This window comes from Arenimonas sp., assembly GCF_035721105.1.
Lineage (GTDB): Bacteria > Pseudomonadota > Gammaproteobacteria > Xanthomonadales > Xanthomonadaceae > Arenimonas.
In genome coordinates this window covers 1-21,541 of the sequence record NZ_DASTNG010000081.1, presented here as the reverse complement: position 1 = coordinate 21,541, position 21,541 = coordinate 1, and the positions used below count along the sequence as shown (strand labels likewise).

20 protein-coding genes and 1 riboswitch are annotated in these 21,541 nt (G+C 70.8%); of the genes, 8 read left to right on the top strand and 12 right to left on the bottom strand.

What is annotated here, in order from left to right; all coding sequences use genetic code 11:
• Nucleotides 1-77 precede the first annotated feature (77 nt).
• From VFQ84_RS13050 to VFQ84_RS13040, 3 genes are read right to left on the bottom strand one after another with little or no spacing between them, the layout of a single operon-like run.
• Nucleotides 78-737: a type 4a pilus biogenesis protein PilO gene (locus VFQ84_RS13050; protein ID WP_325132069.1), complete on the bottom strand. Its 660-nt coding sequence runs from the start codon at nucleotides 735-737 to the stop codon at nucleotides 78-80.
• A complete protein-coding gene (locus VFQ84_RS13045) occupies nucleotides 734-1,342 on the bottom strand; it encodes a PilN domain-containing protein (protein WP_414637052.1) in 609 nt (202 codons plus the stop codon). Before VFQ84_RS13045 ends, VFQ84_RS13050 begins: the two co-directional genes overlap by 4 nt.
• Nucleotides 1,342-2,400 (bottom strand): pilus assembly protein PilM, encoded by a 1,059-nt coding sequence (locus tag VFQ84_RS13040; RefSeq protein ID WP_325132068.1) that lies wholly within the window; start codon nucleotides 2,398-2,400, stop codon nucleotides 1,342-1,344. Before VFQ84_RS13040 ends, VFQ84_RS13045 begins: the two co-directional genes overlap by 1 nt.
• A gap of 244 nt (nucleotides 2,401-2,644) precedes the next feature.
• On the opposite strand from VFQ84_RS13040, the gene VFQ84_RS13035 reads away from it, so the two are divergent.
• Both VFQ84_RS13035 and VFQ84_RS13030 read left to right on the top strand, forming a co-directional pair.
• Nucleotides 2,645-5,128: a penicillin-binding protein 1A gene (locus tag VFQ84_RS13035; protein WP_325132067.1), complete on the top strand. Its 2,484-nt coding sequence runs from the start codon at nucleotides 2,645-2,647 to the stop codon at nucleotides 5,126-5,128.
• Between the two features lie 16 nt (nucleotides 5,129-5,144).
• Complete coding sequence (locus VFQ84_RS13030; RefSeq protein WP_325132066.1) at nucleotides 5,145-5,762, top strand: hypothetical protein; 618 nt, start codon at nucleotides 5,145-5,147, stop codon at nucleotides 5,760-5,762.
• 60 nt (nucleotides 5,763-5,822) lie between these two features.
• On the opposite strand, the gene VFQ84_RS13025 is transcribed toward VFQ84_RS13030, so the two are convergent.
• The 9 genes from VFQ84_RS13025 to VFQ84_RS12985 form a co-directional block, all read right to left on the bottom strand.
• Nucleotides 5,823-7,112 carry a citrate synthase gene (locus tag VFQ84_RS13025; RefSeq protein ID WP_325132065.1) on the bottom strand — a complete coding sequence of 430 codons (1,290 nt, stop codon included), beginning with the start codon at nucleotides 7,110-7,112 and terminating at the stop codon, nucleotides 5,823-5,825.
• Nucleotides 7,113-7,348: 236 nt separating this feature from the next.
• Nucleotides 7,349-7,591 (bottom strand): type B 50S ribosomal protein L31, encoded by a 243-nt coding sequence (locus VFQ84_RS13020; protein WP_325132064.1) that lies wholly within the window; start codon nucleotides 7,589-7,591, stop codon nucleotides 7,349-7,351.
• Nucleotides 7,592-7,670: 79 nt separating this feature from the next.
• A complete protein-coding gene (locus VFQ84_RS13015) occupies nucleotides 7,671-8,606 on the bottom strand; it encodes a nucleoside hydrolase (RefSeq protein ID WP_325132063.1) in 936 nt (311 codons plus the stop codon).
• Between the two features lie 17 nt (nucleotides 8,607-8,623).
• Entirely contained in the window at nucleotides 8,624-10,753 is a 2,130-nt protein-coding gene (gene recG, locus VFQ84_RS13010; protein ID WP_325132062.1) for an ATP-dependent DNA helicase RecG, read from the bottom strand.
• 4 nt (nucleotides 10,754-10,757) lie between these two features.
• Nucleotides 10,758-11,141, bottom strand: a complete 384-nt coding sequence (locus VFQ84_RS13005) for a RidA family protein (protein ID WP_325132061.1) — start codon at nucleotides 11,139-11,141, stop codon at nucleotides 10,758-10,760.
• 64 nt (nucleotides 11,142-11,205) lie between these two features.
• The gene (locus VFQ84_RS13000) at nucleotides 11,206-13,386 is read right to left on the bottom strand and encodes a bifunctional (p)ppGpp synthetase/guanosine-3',5'-bis(diphosphate) 3'-pyrophosphohydrolase (RefSeq protein ID WP_325132060.1); all 2,181 of its coding nucleotides are present in this window, start codon (nucleotides 13,384-13,386) and stop codon (nucleotides 11,206-11,208) included.
• A 175-nt stretch (nucleotides 13,387-13,561) separates the two neighbouring features.
• Nucleotides 13,562-13,864, bottom strand: a complete 303-nt coding sequence (rpoZ, locus tag VFQ84_RS12995; RefSeq protein WP_325132059.1) for a DNA-directed RNA polymerase subunit omega — start codon at nucleotides 13,862-13,864, stop codon at nucleotides 13,562-13,564.
• A gap of 119 nt (nucleotides 13,865-13,983) precedes the next feature.
• The gene (gmk, locus tag VFQ84_RS12990) at nucleotides 13,984-14,595 is read right to left on the bottom strand and encodes a guanylate kinase (RefSeq protein ID WP_325132070.1); all 612 of its coding nucleotides are present in this window, start codon (nucleotides 14,593-14,595) and stop codon (nucleotides 13,984-13,986) included.
• A gap of 5 nt (nucleotides 14,596-14,600) precedes the next feature.
• On the bottom strand, nucleotides 14,601-15,464 hold the full coding sequence (locus tag VFQ84_RS12985) for a YicC/YloC family endoribonuclease (RefSeq protein WP_325132058.1): 864 nt from the start codon (nucleotides 15,462-15,464) through the stop codon (nucleotides 14,601-14,603).
• A 66-nt stretch (nucleotides 15,465-15,530) separates the two neighbouring features.
• Between VFQ84_RS12985 and rph the strand changes: the two genes are divergently transcribed.
• The 6 genes from rph to VFQ84_RS12955 all read left to right on the top strand — a co-directional run.
• Nucleotides 15,531-16,259, top strand: a complete 729-nt coding sequence (gene rph / locus VFQ84_RS12980) for a ribonuclease PH (RefSeq protein ID WP_325132057.1) — start codon at nucleotides 15,531-15,533, stop codon at nucleotides 16,257-16,259.
• A 183-nt stretch (nucleotides 16,260-16,442) separates the two neighbouring features.
• Nucleotides 16,443-17,039, top strand: coding sequence for an RdgB/HAM1 family non-canonical purine NTP pyrophosphatase (gene rdgB / locus VFQ84_RS12975; RefSeq protein ID WP_325132056.1), 597 nt, complete (start codon nucleotides 16,443-16,445; stop codon nucleotides 17,037-17,039).
• Nucleotides 17,036-18,193, top strand: a complete 1,158-nt coding sequence (hemW, locus tag VFQ84_RS12970; protein ID WP_325132055.1) for a radical SAM family heme chaperone HemW — start codon at nucleotides 17,036-17,038, stop codon at nucleotides 18,191-18,193. Before rdgB ends, hemW begins: the two co-directional genes overlap by 4 nt.
• Nucleotides 18,194-18,256: 63 nt before the next feature.
• Nucleotides 18,257-18,442, top strand: a complete 186-nt coding sequence (locus VFQ84_RS12965; RefSeq protein ID WP_325132054.1) for a CPXCG motif-containing cysteine-rich protein — start codon at nucleotides 18,257-18,259, stop codon at nucleotides 18,440-18,442.
• A gap of 13 nt (nucleotides 18,443-18,455) precedes the next feature.
• A riboswitch (cobalamin riboswitch) is annotated at nucleotides 18,456-18,642 on the top strand.
• 143 nt (nucleotides 18,643-18,785) lie between these two features.
• Nucleotides 18,786-20,600, top strand: a complete 1,815-nt coding sequence (locus VFQ84_RS12960) for a TonB-dependent receptor domain-containing protein (protein WP_325132053.1) — start codon at nucleotides 18,786-18,788, stop codon at nucleotides 20,598-20,600.
• A gap of 153 nt (nucleotides 20,601-20,753) precedes the next feature.
• Nucleotides 20,754-21,541 (top strand): DUF1631 family protein (locus tag VFQ84_RS12955; protein ID WP_325132052.1); only part of this gene is annotated, 788 nt, incomplete at its 3' end.

Below are 21,541 nucleotides of genomic sequence, written 5' to 3'. Positions count from 1 at the left end.
CGAGCATGGCGACCAGCAGCAATGGCAGCAAAACCTTGGCCAGGCGCGGGACGGCGTTGAACGGATGCTTGTGCATGTCAGCGTTCCCCCTTCCCGGCCGCGGCCTTTTCCTGCTCGACGGCTTCTTCCTCGTCGAGGTAGCGGTAGGTCTTGACCGTACCGGCCAGCTCCAGGGGGATGTCGGCGCGGATGCCACCGGCGGACTTGTTCTTGGGCTGCAGCGAGATGTCGTGCATGGTCAGGATCACCACGCGCGGGAGCGAGGCCACGCCGCTGACGAAGGCGCCGAACTGGTGGTAGGTGCCCACCATGCGCAGGGCGATCGGCTTCTCGGCGTAGAACTCGAGCTGGGTCTCGGCACCGGGCTGGAACAGCTCGTTGTTGATGCCGCTGGCCAGCGCCGTCTGGGAGACGTCGACGATCAGGTCGGGCATTTCGTTCTTGCTGGGCAGCTGGCGCAGCATCTGCTGCAGCATCACTTCCATCTGGGCCAGCTGCTGCTTGAGCGGCTCGAGGTTGGCGGCGCGGCCCTGCTTGCCCTGGAACTCTTCGCGCAGGGTCATTTCGGTGCCTTCCTCGGTCTGCAGCTGCAGGCGCTGGTCGCTCACCTTCAGGTACCAGACCAGGCCCACCACGACCACGATCAGCAGGATGCAGGCGCCGATCTTGACCTGGATCGGCCAGGCACCCGAGTTGTTGAAATCAAGGTTTCGGAGGTCGACTTTCTTGCTGCTCACAGCGCACCTCCGGCGGCGGCGGCCGGTGCCGGGGCGGCCGCGGCGGCCTGGTCCTCGACGGCACTGGGATTCATGAGGGTGACCTTGAGCGCGAACATGTTGGGCAAGCCCTTGTCGCCGCCCTTGGCCTCGATGATGCTCAGGTCGGGACGGGTGATCCAGCCCGAAGCCTCGAGGTTGCGCATGTACGAGCTGACCCGGGCGTTAGACTGCGCGCGGCCCTCGAGCGTCAGGGTCTGGCCGTTCTGCTTGATCGAATCAAGCCGGACGCCTTCCGGGATGGTGCGCACCAGCTCGTCGAAGAGATGGACCATCTGCGAGCGGCTGGCCTGCAGCTGCTCGATCACCTGCTTGCGGGCGAGCAGGTTGGCCTTCTTCTTGTCCAGCTCCTCGATTTCCTTGATCTGCTGGTCGACGATGGTGATCTGCTGGCGCAGGTACTCGTTGCGCGCCTGCTGGCCCTCGATCTGGCCACCGTAGTACATGACGATCAGGGCGCTGATCAGCAGGGCGACCACGGCCGCGAGGCCGAGCATGCTGACGAATTCCTTCTGGCGCTGCTTGCGCCGCTCTGCGCGCCAGGGAAGTAGGTTGATTCTGGCCATCAGTCGAAGCTCCTCAGGGCCAGGCCGCAGGCGATCATGAGCGCCGGGGCATCCTGCGCCAGGGCATGGGCCTGGACGCGGGGGCCGAGCGCCATGTTGGCGAGCGGGTTAGCGATGACGGTGGGCACGCCCAGTTGCTCCTCCACGAGGTTGCCGATGCCGGCGATCGACGCACAGCCGCCGGCCAGGACCACCTGGTCGACGCGGTTGAAGTCGCTGCCGGCGTAGAAGAATTGCAGCAGGCGGCTGACCTGCTGGACCAGCGCTTCCTTGAACGGCTCGAGCACCTCGACCTCGTAGCTTTCCGGCAGGCCACCCTGGCGCTTGGCCAGGCCGGCTTCGTCGTAGCTCAGGCCGTAGCGGCGCATGACTTCGTCGGTGAGCTGCTTGCCGCCGAAGACCTGCTCGCGGGTGTAGATGCTGCGCTGGCCGCGCAGCACGTTGAGCGTGGTCATGGTGGCGCCGATGTCGACCAGCGCGACGATCGCGTCCTTGGGCACCGACAGCTGGTCGGCGACCAGCTTGAAGGCGTTTTCCATCGCGAAGGCCTCGACGTCGATGACCTTGGCGGTGAGGTTGCCCAGCTCCAGCGCCGACTGCCGCAGCTCGACGTTCTCGGTCCGGGAGGCGGCCAGCATGACCTGGACCATCTCCGGGTTGCTGGGCATCGGGCCAAGGACCTCGAAGTCGATGCTGACTTCATCGATCGGGTACGGGATGTAGTTCGAGGCCTCCAGCTGGACCTGATCCTCGAGGTCGTCCTCGTCCAGGTCGCCCTGGATGGGGATGATCTTGGTGATCACGGACGAGCCCGAGACCGCGGCCGCAGCGTGCCGGGCCTTGGTGCCGGAGCGGGCCACCGCCCGCTTGATCGCCTCGCCGACGGCCTCGACCTCGACGATGTTCTTCTCGACCACGGCATTGGGAGGCAGGGGCTCCACCGCGTAGTGCTCCACGCGGTAGCGCCCGCCGGACTCGGTGAGCTGCAGAAGCTTGACGGCCGTGGAACTGATGTCCAGGCCGACGAGCGGTGTCTTGGTATTTCCGAAAAGACCCACGGTTTCTCCCCTTCCGACGGGCGCTTACAAGCGATAGGTGCGCCGTTACATTAAATAACGAAAAATTGCCAAATGGCAATGCCCCCCCGTTTTTGGACGTCGGGACCCCTGTTCAGCTTGCTTCGCGCTCCCCTTCCTAGACGCAATCGGGTCCGGAAACCGGCCTCCCCCAAGGCGGCTCCCGGCCATGCCTCGTTCTATACTCCCTGCCCCATGTCGATGTAAACCTCGGGAGAGGCCCTGGATGGCCCGATTCGTCCGCCTGCTGCGCCGGGCACTGTACCTTTTCGCTGCCCTGGCTTTGCTGGGCATCCTCGCCCTCGGCGTCCTCTACTGGCTGATCTCGCCCCGCCTGCCCGACGTCCAGGAGCTGCGCAACGTGCAGCTCCAGGTGCCGCTGAGCATCTACACCCGGGACGGGCAGCTGATCGCCCTGATCGGCGAGACCCGGCGCTTCCCGGTCGACATCGAGGACGTGCCGCTGCCGGTCAAGCAGGCCTTCGTGGCCATCGAGGACGCCCGGTTCTACGAGCATCCCGGCATCGACTGGCGCGGCATCACCCGCGCGGTCTGGCTGCTGGCCACCACCGACGACCAGCGGGTGCCCGGCGGCAGCACCATCACCCAGCAGGTCGCCCGGCAGTTCTTCCTCAGCGCGGAATACTCCTACACCCGCAAGCTGACCGAGATCTTCCTGGCGCTGAAGATGGAGCGCGAGCTGTCCAAGGACGAGATCCTCGAGCTCTACCTCAACAAGAGTTTCTTCGGGAACCGCGCCTACGGCGTGGCCGCGGCCGCTGATTACTACTACGGCAAGTCGCTCGACGAGCTCACCCTGGCCCAGGCGGCCACCCTGGCCTCGATCCCGAAGTTCCCGTCCAGCGGCAACCCGATCATCAATCCCGAGCGCGCACTGGTGCGCCGCAACTACGTGCTGCTGCGCATGCGCGAGGAAGGGATGATCACGGCCGAACAGGAGCGCGCGGCGCAGGCGGCACCGATGGACGCCAGCCCGCACGAGCCCAAGGTCGAGGTCGAGGCGCCCTACGTGGCCGAGATGGTCCGGGCCGAGATGGAGCAGCGCTATGGCGCCGAGGCCACCACCAGCGGCCTGAGCGTCTACACCACGCTCGACGGCGCCCACCAGGCCGCCGCCGCACGTGCGGTGCAGGCCGGCCTGCTGGAATACGACCGCCGCCACGGCTACCGCGGCCCCGAGGCCCAGCTGGACCTGGCCGAGGACGAAGACGCCGACGCCCTGCGCCAGCGCCTGCGCGCCTATCCGCCGCTGGGCGGGCTGGCGGCCGGCATCGTCACCGGGTTCGAGGGCGATGCCGCCACCCTGTTCGTCGCCGGCGACACGCCGGTGCAGCTCGACGCCAAGGCCATGCGCTGGGCCGGCAAGCCGCCGCGGCAGCTGCTCAAGCGCGGCGACGTGGTCCGGTTCGCGACGCTGCCGGCGGCCGCGCCGGCCGGTGCGGCCGCCGACGCCCCACCCCCGGCGCCGGAGTGGGTGCTGGCCCAGATCCCGGTCGCCCAGGCGGCCCTGGTGTCGCTGCAGCCGGAGGACGGCGCCGTCCGCGCCCTGGTCGGCGGCTTCAGCTTCGGCCTGAACAAGTTCAATCGCGCCACCCAGGCCCAGCGCCAGCCGGGCTCGAGCTTCAAGCCCTTCGTGTACGCAGCGGCGTTCGAGCGCGGCTTCTCGCCCGCCAGCATCGTCCTGGACGCGCCGGTGGTGTTCCGTGACCGCGCCGGCAACGTCTGGCGACCGCAGAACGACGCCGGCAACTTCGCCGGCCCGATGCGCCTGCGCGAGGCGCTGGTGCAGTCGCGCAACCTGGTCTCGGTGCGACTGCTCGACGCCATCGGCGTCGACTTCGCCAGCCGCTACATCACCCAGTTCGGCTTCAGCCAGGAAAGCCTGCCGCCGAACCTGTCGATGGCACTGGGCACGTCGTCGCTGACGCCGCTGTCGGTGGCGCGCGGCTATACCGTGTTCGCCAACGGCGGCTACCGCGTCGATCCCTGGTACATCGCGAAGGTGCTGGACCGCAATGGCCAGGTGCTGAGCGAAGCCCATCCCGCCCGCGCCTGCCGCGGCTGCCCGGGCCGGGCCAGCGGCGAGACGCGCGCCACCGCCGTGGTCGACGGCTTCGACTTCGGAAGCGCGCCCGCCCCGGAGGCCGCGCCGGAGACCGACGCGACGGCCGAGCCGGCGGCGGAGGGCGAGCTCGTGCTGGCGCCGCGCGCGATCGACGAGCGCACCGCGTTCCTGGTCCGCTCGCTGATGAAGGACGTGGTCAAGCGCGGCACCGCCACGGCGGCGCGCGTGCTCGAGCGCGAGGACATCGGCGGCAAGACCGGCTCCACCAACGACTATCGCGACGCCTGGTTCTCGGGCTTCGGCGGCGACCTGGTCACCACCGTCTGGGTCGGCAACGACGACTTCAGCGGCCTGGGCCGGGGCGAATACGGCGGCCGCGCCGCGCTGCCGATCTGGATCGGCTACATGCGCGCCGCGCTCGAGGGCGTGCCCGTGGTGGAGCCGGCGGTGCCGGCCGGGGTGGTGGTCGCTTCGGTGGACGCGGCCAGCGGCCGCATCGTGCCCGAGGGCACGCCGGGATCGGTGGTCGATTACTTCAAGACCGAGGAATACGACCGCATCAGCGCCAGCGGCTTCGACCTCGACCCCGAACTGAGCAACGACGAGGCCTTCGACATCTTCTGAGGGCCGGAGCCGCCGGATGAGCCCACGCCGCCAGGACGACCCGCGCGCCCGCCAGCGTCGCCAGCAGCTGGCGCAGGAGGCGGCCAGGCTGCTGGCCACCGGCGCCCAGCACGACCCCGCCCGGGCGCTGCGCAAGGCGGCCGAGCGACTCGGGGTCCGCGACGAGTCGCTGTTCCCCGGGGGCGACGAGATCCGCGAGGCGCTGCAGGCGCACCAGCGCCTGTTCGGCGGCGAGGCCTCGCCCTCGCGCCGCCAGGCGCTGCGGGAGGCCGCCCTGGAGGCCATGGCCTTCTTCGCGGCCTACGACCCGCGCGTCGCCGGCGCGGCCCTGGAGGGGCCCGTGGACGCCCACGCGCCCGTTTGCCTGCACCTGCACGCCGACGACCCCGACGACGTGGCCCGTTTCCTGCACGACCAGCGCATCCCCGCCGACCAAACGTCGCGGCGGCTGCGGCTGGGGCGCGGGGACAGCCCCGCCCTGCCCTGCTGGGAGTTCACGGCCGGGGACGTCGCGTTCGAACTGTGGGTACTGCCGACCTCGGCGCTGCGCCAGCCGCCCCTGGAACCGCTGGAAGACCGCCCGCTGCGCCGGGCCAGCGCCAGCGCACTCCGCCAACTCATCGCCAGCACCTGAAAAGCGAACGCCCCGCAATCGCGGGGCGTCCAAACCTCCCACCAACCGCCGCGAAGGCGATCAGCGCTTGTCGAGCGGCACGTAGTCGCGGTTGGCCGCGCCGGTGTAGATCTGGCGCGGACGGCCGATCTTGGCTTCCGGATCGGTCTGCTGCTCGAGCCAGTGCGAGACCCAGCCGGCGGTGCGGGCGATGGCGAACATGACCGTGAACATCTCGGTCGGGATGCCCAGCGCCTTGTAGATGATGCCGGAATAGAAGTCGACGTTCGGGTACAGCTTGCGCTGCACGAAGTAGTCGTCCTTGAGCGCGGCCTCTTCCAGGCGCATCGCCACTTCCAGCATCGGGTCGTTGACGCCCAGCTCGGCCAGCACTTCGTGGCACATCTCGCGGATGATGGTCGCGCGCGGGTCGAAGTTCTTGTACACGCGGTGGCCGAAGCCCATCAGGCGGAAGCCCGAGTTCTTGTCCTTGGCGCGGTCGACGGCCTTGGCCACGTCCTCCGGGCGGCCGATGTCGGCCAGCATCCGAAGCACGGCCTCGTTGGCACCGCCGTGCGCCGGGCCCCAGAGCGCGGCCACGCCGGCGGCGACGCAGGCGTAGGGGTTGGCGCCGGTGGAGCCGACCAGGCGGACGGTCGACGTGGAGGCGTTCTGCTCGTGGTCGGCGTGCAGGATGAACAGCAGGTCCAGCGCCTTGGCCGCGACCGGCTTGAGCGTCAGCGGCTCGCTGGGCACCTCGAACATCATGTGCAGGAAGCGCTCGACGTACTCGAGGTTGTTGCGCGGGTAGCGCACCGGCCAGCCGATCGAATAGCGGTAGCAGGCGGCGGCGATGGTCGGGACCTTGGCCAGCAGGCGGATGGCCGCCATGCGGCGCTGCTCCGGGTCCTCCAGGTCGAGTTCGTCGTGGTAGAAGGCGGCCAGCGAGCCGATCATGCCGCACAGCATGGCCATCGGATGCGCGTCGTGGCGGAAGCCGCCCAGGAAGCCCTTGAAGGCCTCGTGCATCATCGTGTGGTGGGTGACTTCATGCTCGAACTTGGCGAACTGGGCCGGGTTCGGCAGCTCGCCATTCATCAGCAGGTAGCTGGTCTCGAGGAAGTTGGAGTGCTTGGCCAGCTGCTCGATCGGGTAGCCGCGGTAAAGCAGCACGCCCTGGTCGCCGTCGATGTAGGTCACCGCGCTGCGGCAGCTGGCGGTCGCCACGAAGCCGGGGTCGTAGGTGAACATGCCCGTTTCCTTGGGCAACCGGGTGATGTCGACGCAAGGCGCGCCAAGGGTGCCGGAATAGACGGGAAGCTCGACGTTCTTGCCGGCGGCGTTGAGCACGACGCTCTTGTTGTCGGACACGGGCTGACTCCTTTCAGGGGGCGCGATCCGCATCCTCGAAGGCATCTGGCGCGGCGTTCGCTGGTATCGATTCGAAGGCGCCGCCCGGGGCGGTCACCATGCGCCGAAGTATCTCACAGCGCCCGCGGACAAGTCAGTGACGGGGGCATGAACCTTGGTCGGGGGGTGGCCCAAGAAAAAGGCCGCCCCGGGGGCGGCCTTTCCATCGCCGGGCCCGGACGGGCCGGGCGGCGCGCTTACTTAGCGTAGCGCTGGCGGAAGCGGTCGATGCGGCCGCCGGTGTCCATGACCTTCTGCTTGCCCGTGTAGAACGGGTGCGAGGCGGAGGTGATGTCGACCTTGATCAGGGCGTATTCCTTGCCGTCGGTCCACTTGACCGTCTCCTTGCTGGAGAGGGTGGAACGGGTGAGGAAGGCGAAGTCGGAGGACAGGTCCTGGAAGACGACTTCTTTGTAGTTCGGATGGATGTCGGCCTTCATGGCTATTGCTCCGCCGGGGTTGCGTTAAGGAAAGACCGGAATTATAGGCCGGGCCGGACCCCGGTCGCAAGCCCGGGGTTCAGGCGCCCAGCGCGGCCCGGATCAGGGCCTCGAACCGGCCCTGGTCGAACGCCATCGCGATCCGGGCGTTTTCGGGCCGGCCGGTGCGCTGCTGCCAGTCGACCAGGGTGGCGCCCCGGCTGAGCCGCCCCTCCAGCTCCACCGCCAGGTAGCGCGCCTCGGCCCGGACCACGCCGTCCGGGTGCAGGGCCACGGCCATGGCCAGCGCGTCGGCGCTGTGCCAGTGGTCGCCGCGCTTGGCCGCGGACCACTGCCGGGTGAAGCGCGAGATGCCGTCATAGAACCGGGCCCGGCCGTCGCCGGCCGCCAGCCAGGCCTCGAAATCCCGGTGCGGGAAGCCGTGGCGCACCACCGCCTCCCAATCGGCCAGCTCGAAGCGCGGGAAGCCACGGAACACCACGTCGGCGGCCTCCGGGTCGAAGGCGATGTTGAATTCGGCCGGGATCGAGGTGTTGCCCTGCCCGGTCACCGCGCCGCCCATCACCACCAGCCGGCCGATGCGCGCGGGCAGCGTGGGGTCGAGGCGCAGCGCCAGGGCCAGGTTGGTCAGCGGGCCGAGCGTCACCAGCAGCAGCCGGCCGGCGTGCTCGTGCGACAGGCGCAGGATCGCCAGCGCCGCGTGCTCGGCCTCGGCCTGGCGGGACGCCGGCGCGTAGCCGGTGTCGCCGAAGCCGTCCTGGCCGTGCACGTAGGCGGCGTCGGCGGCGTCGTGCACCAGCGGCACCGGGCAGCCGGCGTAGACCGGCACGTCCACGCCGGCGACTTCGCACAGCTTGAGCGCGTTGGCCACGGTGTGGCGCAGGCCGACGTTGCCGGCGGCGATGGTCAGGCCCAGCAGGCGATGCCGGGGGTCGTTGAAGGCCATCAACAGGGCCAGGGCGTCGTCGACGCCGGGGTCGGTGTCGATCAGCAGCGGGATGCGGTCGTCGGTCATGGCGTGATTATGCCGGCTCAGGCGCCCGCGAACCGCGCGGCGCCGCCGACCCAGCGCTGCACCAACCGGCCGGCGATGTCCGGCGCCTGCGCCAGCAGCTCGTCCGCGGCGCGATGCACCTCGGGCAGCAGGTCGGCGTCGCGCACCAGGTCGGCCACCCGGAAACTGGCCAGGCCGGTCTGGCGCGTGCCCAGCAGTTCGCCCGGGCCGCGCAGGGCCAGGTCCTTCTCGGCGATCAGGAAGCCGTCGGTGCTCGCCCGCATCACCTCCAGCCGTTCGCGCGCCATCGCCGACAGCGGCGGCTTGAACATCAGCACGCAGCTCGACGCCGCCGCGCCGCGACCGACCCGCCCGCGCAGCTGGTGCAGCTGGGCCAGGCCCAGGCGCTCGGCGTTCTCGATCACCATCAGGCTGGCGTTGGGCACGTCGACGCCGACCTCGATGACCGTGGTGGCCACCAGCAGGTTCAGCTCGCCCGCCTTGAACGCGGCCATCACCGCCTGCTTCTCCGCCGGCTTCATGCGCCCGTGCAGCAGGCCCAGGCGCAGCTCGGGCAGCAGTGCGCCGAGCTGCTCGAAGGTGGTCTGCGCGGCCTGCGCCTCGACCTCCTCGCTGTCCTCGATCAGGGTGCAGACCCAGTAGGCCTGGCGCCCCTCCGCGCAGGCGGCGCGGATGCGCTCGACCACGTCGCCGCGGCGCTCGCCGCTGATCGCCACGGTCTGCACCGGCGTGCGCCCGGGCGGCATCTCGTCGATCACCGACACGTCCAGGTCGGCATAGGCCGACATCGCCAGCGTGCGCGGGATCGGGGTCGCGGTCATCACCAGCTGGTGCGGCACCTGCGAGCCGCTCAGGCCCTTGTCGCGCAGCGCCAGGCGCTGGTGTACGCCAAACCGGTGCTGTTCGTCGACGATGGCCAGGGCCAGGCTCGCGAACACCACCTTGTCCTGCATCAGCGCATGGGTGCCGACCACCACCTGGGCCCGGCCCGAGCCGATCTCGTCGAGCACGGCGGCGCGCGCCTTGCCGGTGACCTTGCCGGCCAGCCACGCCACCTTCAGCCCCAGCGGCTCGAGCCAGGCGCGGAAATTGGCCAGGTGCTGTTCGGCCAGCAGCTCGGTCGGCGCCATCAGCGCGACCTGCCGGCCACATTCCACCGCGTTGGCGGCGGCCAGCGCCGCGACCACGGTCTTGCCGCTGCCGACGTCGCCCTGCACCAGCCGCAGCATCGGCTCCGGGTGCGCCATGTCCTGCGCCACTTCCGCCAGCACGCGCTGCTGGGCGCCGGTGAGCTTGAACTTGAGGCCCGCCCGCAGCGCGGCGGCCAGCTTGCCCTTGGGCCGCACCGGCATCGCCCCGTGCGCGCGCAGGGCGATGCGCTGGCGGCGCAGGCTCAGGTGGTGGGCGAGCAGCTCCTCCAGCGCCAGCCGGCGCTGGGCCGGGTGGATGCCCAGCTCGAACTCGCGCAGGTCGGCGTCCGGCGGCGGCCGGTGCGCGGTCAGCAGGGCCTCGCGCAGCGTCGGCAGCTGCAGGCGGTCGCGCAGGCCCGCGGGCAGCAGCTCCAGCGCGTCCGCGGGCGGCAGCCGCTGCAGCGCATCGCCGACCAGGCGCGCCAGCGACTGCGGGCCCAGGCCCTCCACCGCCGGGTAGACCGGGTCGAGCCGGTCACGGACGACGGTGTCGCCGTCGTCGGCCAGCAGCTTGTAGCTGGGATGGACCATCTCCAGCCCGTGCTGCCCGGGCCGCGCCTCGCCGTAGCAAAGGATCCGCCGCCCCGGCACGAACTGCGCCAGCTGGGCCCGGTTGAAGTGGAAGAAGCGCAGCACCAGGCCGCCGAAGGAATCGTCGCGGATCGCCACCCGCAGCATCGGCCGGAACCGGAAACTGCGCTCCACCGCATCCACCCGTCCCTCGACCTGGGCCGACTGGCCCGGCTGCAGGGCGCCGATCGGCGTCACCCGGGTGCGGTCCTCGTAGCGCAGCGGCAGGTGCAGCCACAGGTCCTGCAGGCTCAGCAGGCCGCGGGCCGCCAGCTTCTCGGCCACCTTCGGGCCAACCCCGGCCAGCGTCGACACGGCGTCGGCCCCGGTCGGCGCCAGCGCCGGCTCGGGGCCGCGGGTGCCGCGGCGGCGCGGCGGCCCGGCCATCGGCTCAGCCGGTGACCAGGACGGCGTCGACCTCGACCCGCGCACCCTTGGGCAGGCCGGCGACCTGGATGGTCGAGCGCGCCGGGTACGGGGCCTGGAAATATTCGGCCATCACTGCGTTCACCTGGGCGAAGTCGGACAGGTCCATCACGTAGATGCCGACCCGCACGACGCCGTCGAGCGAACCGCCGGCCGCTTCGCAGACGGCCTTGAGATTGTCGAACACGCGACGGGTCTGGGCGCTGATGTCGCCGCCGACCAGCTCGCCGGTGGCCGGGTCGAGCGGGATCTGGCCGGACAGGTACACGGTCTGGCCCGCGCGCACGGCCTGGGAGTAGGGGCCGATGGCGGCAGGGGCGCGCTCGGTGCTGATCGGGTCGCGGGACATGGCAGGCCTCGGCTTCGGTGGGAACGGTGATTGTAGGAGCCGCGCGCCGCAGCGGCCAGACGGCTCAGAGCCGCTGCACCCCGTGCACCACGCCCAGCCGGCGGATGCGGCGGATGACGTCGGCCAGGTGCTTGCGATTGCGCACCTCGATCGCGAACTCCATCACCGACACGGCCACGTCGCGCTCGCGGTACTCGACCGCGTCGATGTTGGAATTGCTCTCGGCCACGGCGGCGGCCACCTGGGCCAGCACGCCGGGCTTGTTCTCGACCTCGATGCGCAGCGCCACGCGGTAGTCGCCCTGGACGTTGCGGTCCCAGGCCATCGGCACGCAGCGCTCGGGGAACTTGCGGTATTCCGCCACGTTCGGGCAGTCGTTGCGGTGCACCACCACGCCCTTGCCGGCGCTGAGGAAGCCCATGATCTCGTCGCCCGGGATCGGGTGGCAGCAGGCGGCGAAGCTCAGCACGCCGCGCTCGCTGCCGGTGATCAGGATGCGTTCGGCGGTGGCCTGCGACGGCAGGCCGCTGCCGCTGCCGTCGGGCAGCGCGTCGTGGCCGTGCACCATCAGGCGCGCCACCTGCGCCGGCATGCGGTTGCCCAGCGCGATGTCGGCCAGCAGCTCTTCCAGGCGGCGGTAGCGCAGCTCGGCCAGCAGCTGCTCGATGCGATCGGCGGGGATGCGGTCGAGCGAGCTTTCCAGCGCCTCCAGCGCCCGGTCCAGCATGCGGTGGCCCAGGTCGACGGCGTCCTCGTGCTCGAGCCGCTTGAGGAAGTGGCGGATGGCGGTGCGGGCCTTGCTCGAGACCACGAACTCCAGCCACTGCGGGCCGGGCGTGGCCGAGGGCGCGGTGATGACCTCGACGCTCTGGCCGCTGCTGAGCTTGGTGCGCAGCGGCACCAGCTTCTTGTCCACGCGCGCGGCGACCGCGTGGTTGCCCACGTCGGTGTGCACCGCGTAGGCGAAGTCGAGCGCGGTGGCGTTTCGCGGCAGCGCCAGGATGTCGCCCTTGGGCGTGAACAGGTAGACCTCGTCCGGGAACAGGTCGACCTTGACGTTCTCGAGGAATTCGAGCGACGACCCGGCACTCTGCTGGGTGTCCATCAGGTTGCGCACCCAGTCCTGGGCCCGGGCCTGGGCGGCGGAGCTGCCGGTGCCGGCGCTCTTGTAGACCCAGTGCGCGGCGATGCCACGCTCGGCCACCAGGTCCATGTCCTCGGTGCGGATCTGCACCTCCACCGGCGCACCGTAGGGACCGAACAGCACCGTGTGCAGGCTCTGGTAGCCGTTGGCCTTGGGGATGGCGATGAAGTCGCGGAAACGGGCGTCGAGCGGCTTGTAGATCGAGTGCACGGCGCCCAGCGCGTGGTAGCACTGCATCACGGTCGGCACCACGATGCGGAAGCCGAATACGTCGAGCACCTGCTCCAGGCTTTTGTTCTCCTGGCGCATCTTGGTGTAGATGCTCCAGGGCGACTTGACCCGGCTGACGAGGTGGTTGCGCAGGCCTTCCTGCGCCAGCCGCTGCGCCAGCTGCGCCTCGATGGTGGCCAGCGCCTCGCGGCGCATCACCGGCTGGGCCGCGATGCGCCTGGAGATGACCCGGTGCCGCATCGGGTGCATGGCCCGGAAGCCCAGGTCCTGCAGCTCGGCCTTGATCTTGTTCATGCCCAGGCGCTGGGCGATGGGCGCGTAGATCTCGAGCGTCTCGCGGGCGATGCGGCGGCGCGACTCGGCCGCCATCGCGTCGAGCGTGCGCATGTTGTGCAGCCGGTCGGCCAGCTTGATCAGGATGACGCGCAGGTCGCGCGCCATCGCCAGCATCATCTTGCGGAAGCTCTCGGCGGCCGCCTCCTGGCGGTCGCGGAAGTGCAGCTTGTCGAGCTTGGTGACGCCGTCGACCAGCTCGGCCACGGTGACGCTGAACTCGCGCTCGATCTCGCTGCGCGGCAGCGGCGTGTCCTCGAGCGCGTCGTGCAGGATCGCGGCGCACAGCGTCTCGGCATCCAGCCGCAGCTCGGCCAGGATGCCGGCCACCGCCACCGGGTGGGTGATGTAGGCCTCGCCACTCTTGCGGGTCTGGCCCTCGTGGGCGCGCGCGCCGACCTCGTAGGCCCGGCGGACCTGACGCACCTGGTCGGGCGGGAGGTAGTCCGCCAGCCGCTTCTCAAGCGCCAGCACGGCCTCCGGACAAGGGTCCGGACCGACGTCGGCGACTTTCTGCGGCTTGGTGAAAGAGGACATGGCGCCAGACTACGCGGGCCCGGGAAACCCATCAATGCCGCGGCTCTCGGGGGATGCGGCGGACGCCGGAAACAATGTAGGAGGGCCTTCAGGCCCGAAGCTCTTCGCGGAGAGCTCCGGGCCTGAAGGCCCTCCTACAGGGAGCGGGCGCGGGACTGGCGCCCCGGCCGGGACCTCAGAGGTCGTCGCCGCCCTTGGACAGGTCGTCGTCGACGACTTCGGCGGCGGCCCACTCCAGCGCCTCGCGCTCGGCGCGCTCGCGCTCGGCCTTCTCGACGTCATCGATCATCTGCTGGTCGATGCGGCGGGCGGCGATCTCGCGCAGGGCCAGCACGGTCGGCTTGTCCTGGTGCTCGCTGTTGTCGAGGGTGGGCTCGACGCCCTTGGCCAGCTGGCGGGCGCGCTTGGACGCCATCAGGACCAGCTCGAAGCGGTTGTCGACGACGGACAGGCAGTCTTCCACGGTGATGCGGGCCATTGGATCTCCTTACCGAAGGCTGCCCGGCCGGGGCACCTACGGAAAATCAAGGGGTTACGCGAACCGCGCATTGTACGCCCGGGCCGGGAACGGCGCAAATCCGGGGCCCGCCGCGGGCCTCAGGCCAGCAGGTCGCGGATCAGGCTGGCGTGGCGGGCGGCCTGGGCGTCCCGCTTCAGCCGCTGGGCCACGAAGATCGCCCGCAGCTCGGCCGCGGCCGCATCGAAGTGCTCGTTGACGATGACGAAGTCGAACTCGTCGTAGTGCGACATCTCCTCCCGGGCCGCCGCCAGCCGCCGGGCGATGGTTTCCTCGCTGTCCTGGCCGCGGTTGCGCATCCGGGTCTCGAGCGCGTCCTTGGACGGCGGCAGGATGAAGACGCTGATGCAGTCGGGCATCTTCTCCCGGACCTGGCGGGCACCCTGCCAGTCGATCTCCAGCAGCACGTCCTTGCCCGCGGCCAGCTGCGGCTCCACCGACTGCCGGGCCGTGCCCTTGTAGTCGCCGTGCACCAGGGCGTGTTCGAAGAAATCGCCGGCGGCGATCATCCGCTGGAATTCGGCCTTGTCGACGAAGTGGTAGTGCTGGGCGTGGCGCTCGCCCGGCCGCGGCGCCCGCGACGTGAAGGAGATCGACAGGGCGATGCCCGGCTCCTTGGCCAGCACGGCGTTGACCAGGCTGGACTTGCCCGCGCCCGAGGGCGCGGCGACGACGTAGAGGGTGCCGCGGATCGTGTTCATTCGAGGTTTTGCACCTGTTCGCGCAGCTGTTCGATCAGCACCTTGAGTTCGACCGCGGCCTGGGTGGTGCGGCTGTCGACCGACTTCGAGCCCAGGGTGTTCGCCTCGCGGTTGAACTCCTGCATCAGGAAGTCGAGCCGGCGGCCCACGGCCTCGGGCAGGGCGAACACGCGGCGGGCCTCGGCGACGTGGCTGGCCAGGCGGTCGAGCTCTTCGTCGACGTCGATCTTCTGCAGGTTCAGCACCACTTCCTGCTCCAGCCGGCCCGGCTCGAGCGGCAGCTTCAGGTCGGCCAGCTTGGCGTCGAGCTTGGCCCGCAGCGCGGCGCGGATCTCCGGCAGCCACTCGCGGACCTGGCGGGTGATGCGCTCGATGCCGTCCACGCGCTCGGCCATCACGGCCGCCAGCTTGGCGCCCTCGCGCTCGCGGGCGGCCACGAACTCGGCCAGGGTCTCGTCCAGCAGGGCCAGGGCCTCGGCCTGCAGGCCGGCCTGGTCCAGGGCGTCCTCCTCGACCACGCCCGGGAAGCGCAGCAGCTCGGTGAACTCGGTGCGCAGGCCGGGGAAGCGCCCGTCCATGGCCTGGGCGGAGGCGGCCAGCTGGTCCAGCAAGCCCTGGTTGACGCGCAGCTCGGCGCGGCCGCCGCCGGCCGGCCGGAAGCGCAGCACCAGGTCGACCTTGCCGCGCGAGACCATCCGGGCGACCCGTTCGCGCAGGGCCGGCTCGATCGCGCGCAGCTCCTCGGGGGCGCGCACGCTGAGCTCGTGGAAGCGGTGGTTCACCGCGCGCAGCTCGCAGCCGAGGGTGCCGCCGGTGGCGGCGCGCTCGCAGGCGGCGAAGGCAGTCATGCTGCGGATCATGGGCGGTCCCGGGAATGGAGGGGTCGAATGGTAATCTAGCCGGCCAAAGATTGCCGGATGTGCCCCATGACCAGCTCCACCCGCCCCGACGGCCGCGCCCCCGACCAGCTGCGCACCGTCCGCATCGAGCGGCACTACACCAAGCACGCCGAGGGCTCGGTGCTGGTCAGCTTCGGCGACACCCGCGTACTGTGCACGGCCAGCATCGACAACAAGGCGCCGGGCTTCCTGCGCGGCAAGGGCGAGGGCTGGGTCACGGCCGAATACGGCATGCTGCCGCGCGCCACCAACACCCGCAACGACCGCGAGGCCGCGCGCGGCAAGCAGGGCGGCCGCACGCTGGAGATCCAGCGCCTGATCGGCCGCGCCCTGCGCGCCTGCATCGACCGCAAGGCGCTGGGCGAGCGCACCATCACCCTGGACTGCGACGTGCTGCAGGCCGACGGCGGCACCCGCACCGCCGCCATCACCGGCGCCTACGTGGCGCTGTGCGATGCCGTGGCGGTGCTCAAGGCCCGCGGCGACATCACCCGCGATCCGATCCTGGGCGCGGTGGCGGCGGTCTCGGTCGGCATCCACCAGGGCGTGCCGGTGCTCGACCTCGACTACCGCGAGGACAGCACCTGCGACACCGACATGAACGTCGTCATGAACGACGGCGGCGGCTTCATCGAAGTCCAGGGCACGGCCGAAGGCCACGCCTTCCGCCGCACCGAACTCGACGCCCTGCTGGCCCTGGCCGAAAAGGGCGTCGCCGAACTCGTCGCCCTGCAGCGCGCCGCGCTGGCGGGTTGAACCGCTTTTAACACGGATAAAAGCGGATAAAAGACGATAAGAGCGGATAGGGCAAAACGCTTTTAGTTGGTCCGGGGCCAGTAGCTCCAGCTCGCGTGGGTCAAGCAAGAATGATTTCAGCTTTATCCGCCTTTATCGGCTTTTATCCGCATTGATCCGCGTTCAAATTTTGAAACCCACCCCATGTCCAAGAAGCTGGTCCTCGCCACGTCGAACCCCGGGAAGCTGGCGGAGCTGCAACCGCTGCTGGCGGATGTGGGCTATGCGCTGGTGACGCAGGGCGAGCTGGGGGTAGCGGATGCGGTCGAGGACGGGCTGAGCTTCGTCGAGAACGCGATCCTGAAGGCGCGGCATGCCTGTGCCGCGACCGGGCTGCCGGCGCTGGCGGATGACTCGGGGCTGGTGGTGGACGCGCTAGACGGCGAGCCGGGGCTGTACAGCGCGCGCTACGCCGGCACCCACGGCGATTCGGCCGCCAACATCGCCCGGCTGCTCGAGCGCATGCAGGGACTCGAAGGCGAACAGCGCCGGGCGCACTTCCACTGCGTGATCGTGCTGATGCGCCACGCCCGCGACCCGCAGCCGATCGTGGCCGAGGGCCGCTGGCCGGGCCTGGTCCTGGAGGCGCCGCGCGGCCGCGGCGGCTTCGGCTACGACCCGGTGTTCCTGGTCCCGGAACAGCAGCACACCGCCGCCGAGCTCGACCCGGCCCTGAAGAACCGCATCAGCCACCGCGGCCTGGCGCTCGCCGCGCTGCGCGCCCGTCTGCACGACCTGTGAGCGCGCTCATCCCGCCGCCGCTGTCGCTCTACATCCACATCCCGTGGTGCGTGAAGAAGTGCCCGTACTGCGACTTCAACTCGCACGGGCAGAGCGGCGCGCTGCCGGTGGCCGAGTACGTCGCCGCCCTGGTGCGCGACCTCGAACAGGACCTGCCCCTGGTCTGGGGCCGCACCGTGCACAGCGTGTTCTTCGGCGGCGGCACGCCCAGCCTGTTCGCGCCGGACGCGATCGGCGCGATCCTCGACGCCTGTTCGTCGCGCCTGCGCTTCGCGCCCGGCGCCGAGATCACGATGGAGTGCAATCCCGGTACCGCCGAGCACGGCCGCTTCGAGCAGTACCTGGCGGCCGGCGTGAACCGCATCAGCTTCGGCATCCAGAGTTTCGACGACGGCTGCCTCCGGCGCCTGGGCCGCATCCACGACGGCGGCGAGGCCGAGCGCGCGGTGAAGCTGGCCCAGGACGCCGGCTACGACAACCTCAACCTCGACCTGATGTACGCCCTGCCCGGCCAGGACCTGGCCATGGCCCTGCACGACGTCGAGCGCGCGATCGCCCTCGGGCCCGCGCACCTTTCGCACTACCAGCTGACGATGGAGCCCAACACCGCCTTCGCCGTGAAGCCGCCCGCCGGCCTGCCCGACGAGGACAGCGCCTGGGACATCCAGGAGCGCTGCATCGAGGCGATGGCCGCCGCCGGCTACGGGCAGTACGAGGTGTCCGCCTACGCCCGCCCGGGCCGGCAGTGCGCGCACAACCTCAACTACTGGCGCTTCGGCGACTACCTGGGCATCGGCGCCGGCGCCCACGGCAAGATCAGCAGCGGCGCCAGCGGCGAAGTCCGGCGGCGCTGGAAGCCCAAGAACCCCCGCGATTTCCTGGCCCACGCGGGCACGCCCCGGGGCATCGGCGGCGACGATCCGATCCTGCCCGCCAACCTGCCCTTCGACTACATGCTCAATGCCTTGCGCCTGGTCGAAGGCTTCCGGCTGGCGGACTTCGAGGCGCGCACGGGGCTGGACCGGCAGGTCATCGCCGCCCGGCTCGGGCAGGCCCGCGAGCAGGGCTGGCTGGCCCCGGACGGCGACGCCTGGCGGCCGACCGAGCTGGGGCGGCGCTTCACCAACGACGTGATCGGCCTGTTCCTGGACTGAAGGCGGCCGACGCGCGCCGGCCCCCTCACGCCCCGGAAACCCGCCGCGCCCTACCCTCGCCCCATGCTCGACACCATCGTCCTGACCTGCCCGCACTGCGGGGAATCCTTCGAGACCGTGGCCGATCCGTCCGGCGGCGACGCCGAGTACGTCGAGGACTGCTACGTCTGCTGCCGGCCGATCACGGTGCGGCTGCGGGTCGGCGGCGACGGCGCGCTGGACGGCTACGACGCCGACCGCGACGACTGACCCCGTCTTGATCTAGACTTCACGCGCCCCAGGTGTTCGGGAAGCCGGTCCAAATCCGGCGCTGCCCCCGCAACGGTAGGCCATGAAACCCTCCAGCAAGCCACTGTGCCCCCGGGCATGGGAAGGCGGACGGGAGGCGAGGTGCCCCGCGCACCCCGCCACTGGCAAGTCCGGAGACCGGCCTGGTGCTTGGCCGCCCCCACCGGGGGTGGCCACCACGGCACGTTGCGGAGGGCGACGGGGCGGCGTCATGGCCTGCGCGTCCCCGTGCCCGGCCGTTTCGTTTCCCCGGCAGTTCCCCGCGCGTGCTTCCCGCGGGTGAGCGTTCCAGGAGAAACCATCGATGAACCCCGTTGCACGCCAGTCCGCGCTTTGCGCGGCGATTTCCGTCTTGCTGTCCCCCGCCGCGCTGGCCGCGGACGCCACCACCCTGGACGCCGTCCAGGTCACCGCCACCCGCGTCGAGCGACCGCTGGACGAGGCCCTCGCCTCGGTCACCGTGATCACCCGCGCCGACATCGAGGCCAGCCAGGCCCCGGACCTGATCGACCTGCTGGGCCGGCAGGCCGGCATCGACGTCGCCCGCACCGGCGGCCCCGGCGCCGGCAGCGCGCTGTTCCTGCGCGGCAGCAACTCGACCCAGAGCCTGATCCTGGTCGACGGCATCCGCGTCAGCTCCACCGGCCAGGGCGTGTTCGACTTCGCCCACCTGCCGCTGGAGCAGATCGAGCGGATCGAGATCGTGCGCGGGCCGCGCGCGGCGATGTGGGGCTCGGACGCCATCGGCGGCGTGGTGCACGTCTTCACCCGCGACCCGTCGGCGCCGTCGGCCCGCCTCACCGCCGGCAGCTACGGCCGCGTGGGCGCCAGCGCCGCGATCGGCGCGGGCGACGACCGCCAGGGCTTCGGCATCACCGCCGGCACCCAGCGCCTGCGCGGCTTCTCGGCCACCAATCCGAACGCGGTGTTCTCCTACGACCCGGACGATGACGGCTACCGCAACCACAGCCTGAGCCTGCGCGGCCGCACGGCCGTGGGCAGCCAGGTGCTGTCGTTCAACGCCATCGCCACCGACGCCGAGGTCGAGTTCGACCGCGGCGTCACCGACGCGCGCAACGCCTCGGGCGGCCTGACCCTGGCCGGCGAGCTGTCCCCGCGCTGGACCCAGCAGTTCACGCTGGGCCATGCCCGCGAGGACCTCGACACCACCGGCGGCTTCCCGAACGGCTTCCGCAGCCGCCGCACCAGCGCCGACTGGCTGCACTTCCTGGCGCTGGGCGGCGACGCCAGCCTGCGCTTCGGCCTGAACTGGCAGCGCGAATACGGCGCCTCCGAGAACGCCTTCGACGGCCGGCTGTTCGACGACACCCGCACCAGCCGCGCCGCCTTCATCGGCTACGGCGGTCGCTTCGGCCGGCACGTGCTGGACCTGTCGCTGCGCCGCGACGACAGCAGCCAGTACGGCGGCGTCAGCACCGGCAACGCCGGCTGGGGCGTCGACCTGGGCAAGCGCACGCAGTGGCGCCTGTCCTGGGGCGAAGGCTTCCGGGCCCCGAACTTCAACGAGCTCTACTACCCCGACACCGGCTTCGGATTCGCCGGCAACCCCGACCTGCGCCCCGAACACTCGCGGACCTGGGAAACCGGCCTGGTGTTCACGCCGTCGGCCGGCCAGCGGCTCGAGCTCTCGGTCTACCGCACCCGCGTGCGCGACCTGGTGGCCTTCGCCGCGCCGGTCACCAACAACGCCATCAACATCAACCGCGCCGCACTGGAGGGCGTCGAGCTGGGCTATCGCTTCGAACGCGACGGCTGGACCGGCGGCGGCAACCTGACCTGGCAGGACGCCATCGACGCCGGCACCGGCCAGCCGCTGCTGCGCCGGGCCAAGCGCAAGGCCCACCTGGAACTGGGCCATGCCTGGGACAGCGGCCTGTCGCTGGCGCTGGAGGGAGATTATTTCTCGGCCCGGCCTGATTTCGGCGCGCGCCTGCCCTCGCACGCGCTGGCCCACCTGCGCCTGGCCTGGCAGTTCAGTCCGGCCTGGCGCCTCGAAGGGCGGCTGGAAAACCTCGCGGACCGCGACTACGAACAGGTCCGCGGCTACAACACCCCGGGCCGCAGTGGCCTGGTCAGCCTGGTCTGGAACGGCAAATAAGGCCCGGCCGGGCCAGTCCCCCGGACTGGCCCGGCCCTATGCGGCAGGGCGCGCGTGTGCCTAGAATCGCGCTGGGGAATTCACACGGAGCGCCGCATGCCCGCATCGGCCATACCTCCGCACGCGTCGGCACCGACGCTGGCGACAAGGCCATTGCCTGAACGGGTCCGCGGCCTGCTCGGCGGCATCCTCGAGTATTCGTCCGACGAAATCGAACGCGCGCTGGTCTCGACCCTCAACGAATTCGAGCAGCAGCTGTTCAAGTTCGCCGAACAGGCTCGCAGCAACATGGTGCAGACCCGCTGGCTCGAAGCCCAGCGGCTGGTCAAGCGCACGCGCCCGGACCTGGTGCCGCGCTTCCTGATCGCGCTCGAGGCCGAACTGGCCTGCATCAAGGACCCGCCGGGCGCCAAGTCGGTCACCGGCGGTTTCCGGCTGACCCGCGACGAGCTGACCCTGGTCGAGAACCTGGACATGGACGAGGCCACGGTGCTGGCCGAGATCGCCAGCCGCGCCGAAGTCCGCAGCAGCCTGCCCCTTTACCTGCTCGGCCAGCGCTTCGGCGTGCTGGCCGGCAAGCCGGCGTTCGACGCCGAGAACCTGCCGATCGGCCCGCAGGCCCTGTGCCGCATGCTGCGCCAGGCCTCCGACTGCCTGGAGCTGGCCAGCGAGCACCGCAGCCTGCTGTTCCGCACCTTCGAACGGCACCTGATGCCGCTGTACGGCGGCTTCATCGAGTCAGTGAACACCTACCTGTCGCGCAATGGCGTGCTGCCCAACCTGCACTACGTGCCGGTCCGGGCGCGTCCGCCCAGCGCCCCCGCGGCCAAGGGCCGCGCCACCAGCCCGACCGACGGCGCCAGCGCCCCCGGGGACGCCAGCGGCGGCGGCCGCGGCGGCGGCGAGGGTGGCGGCGCGCGCGGCACCGGCGGTGCCGGCAC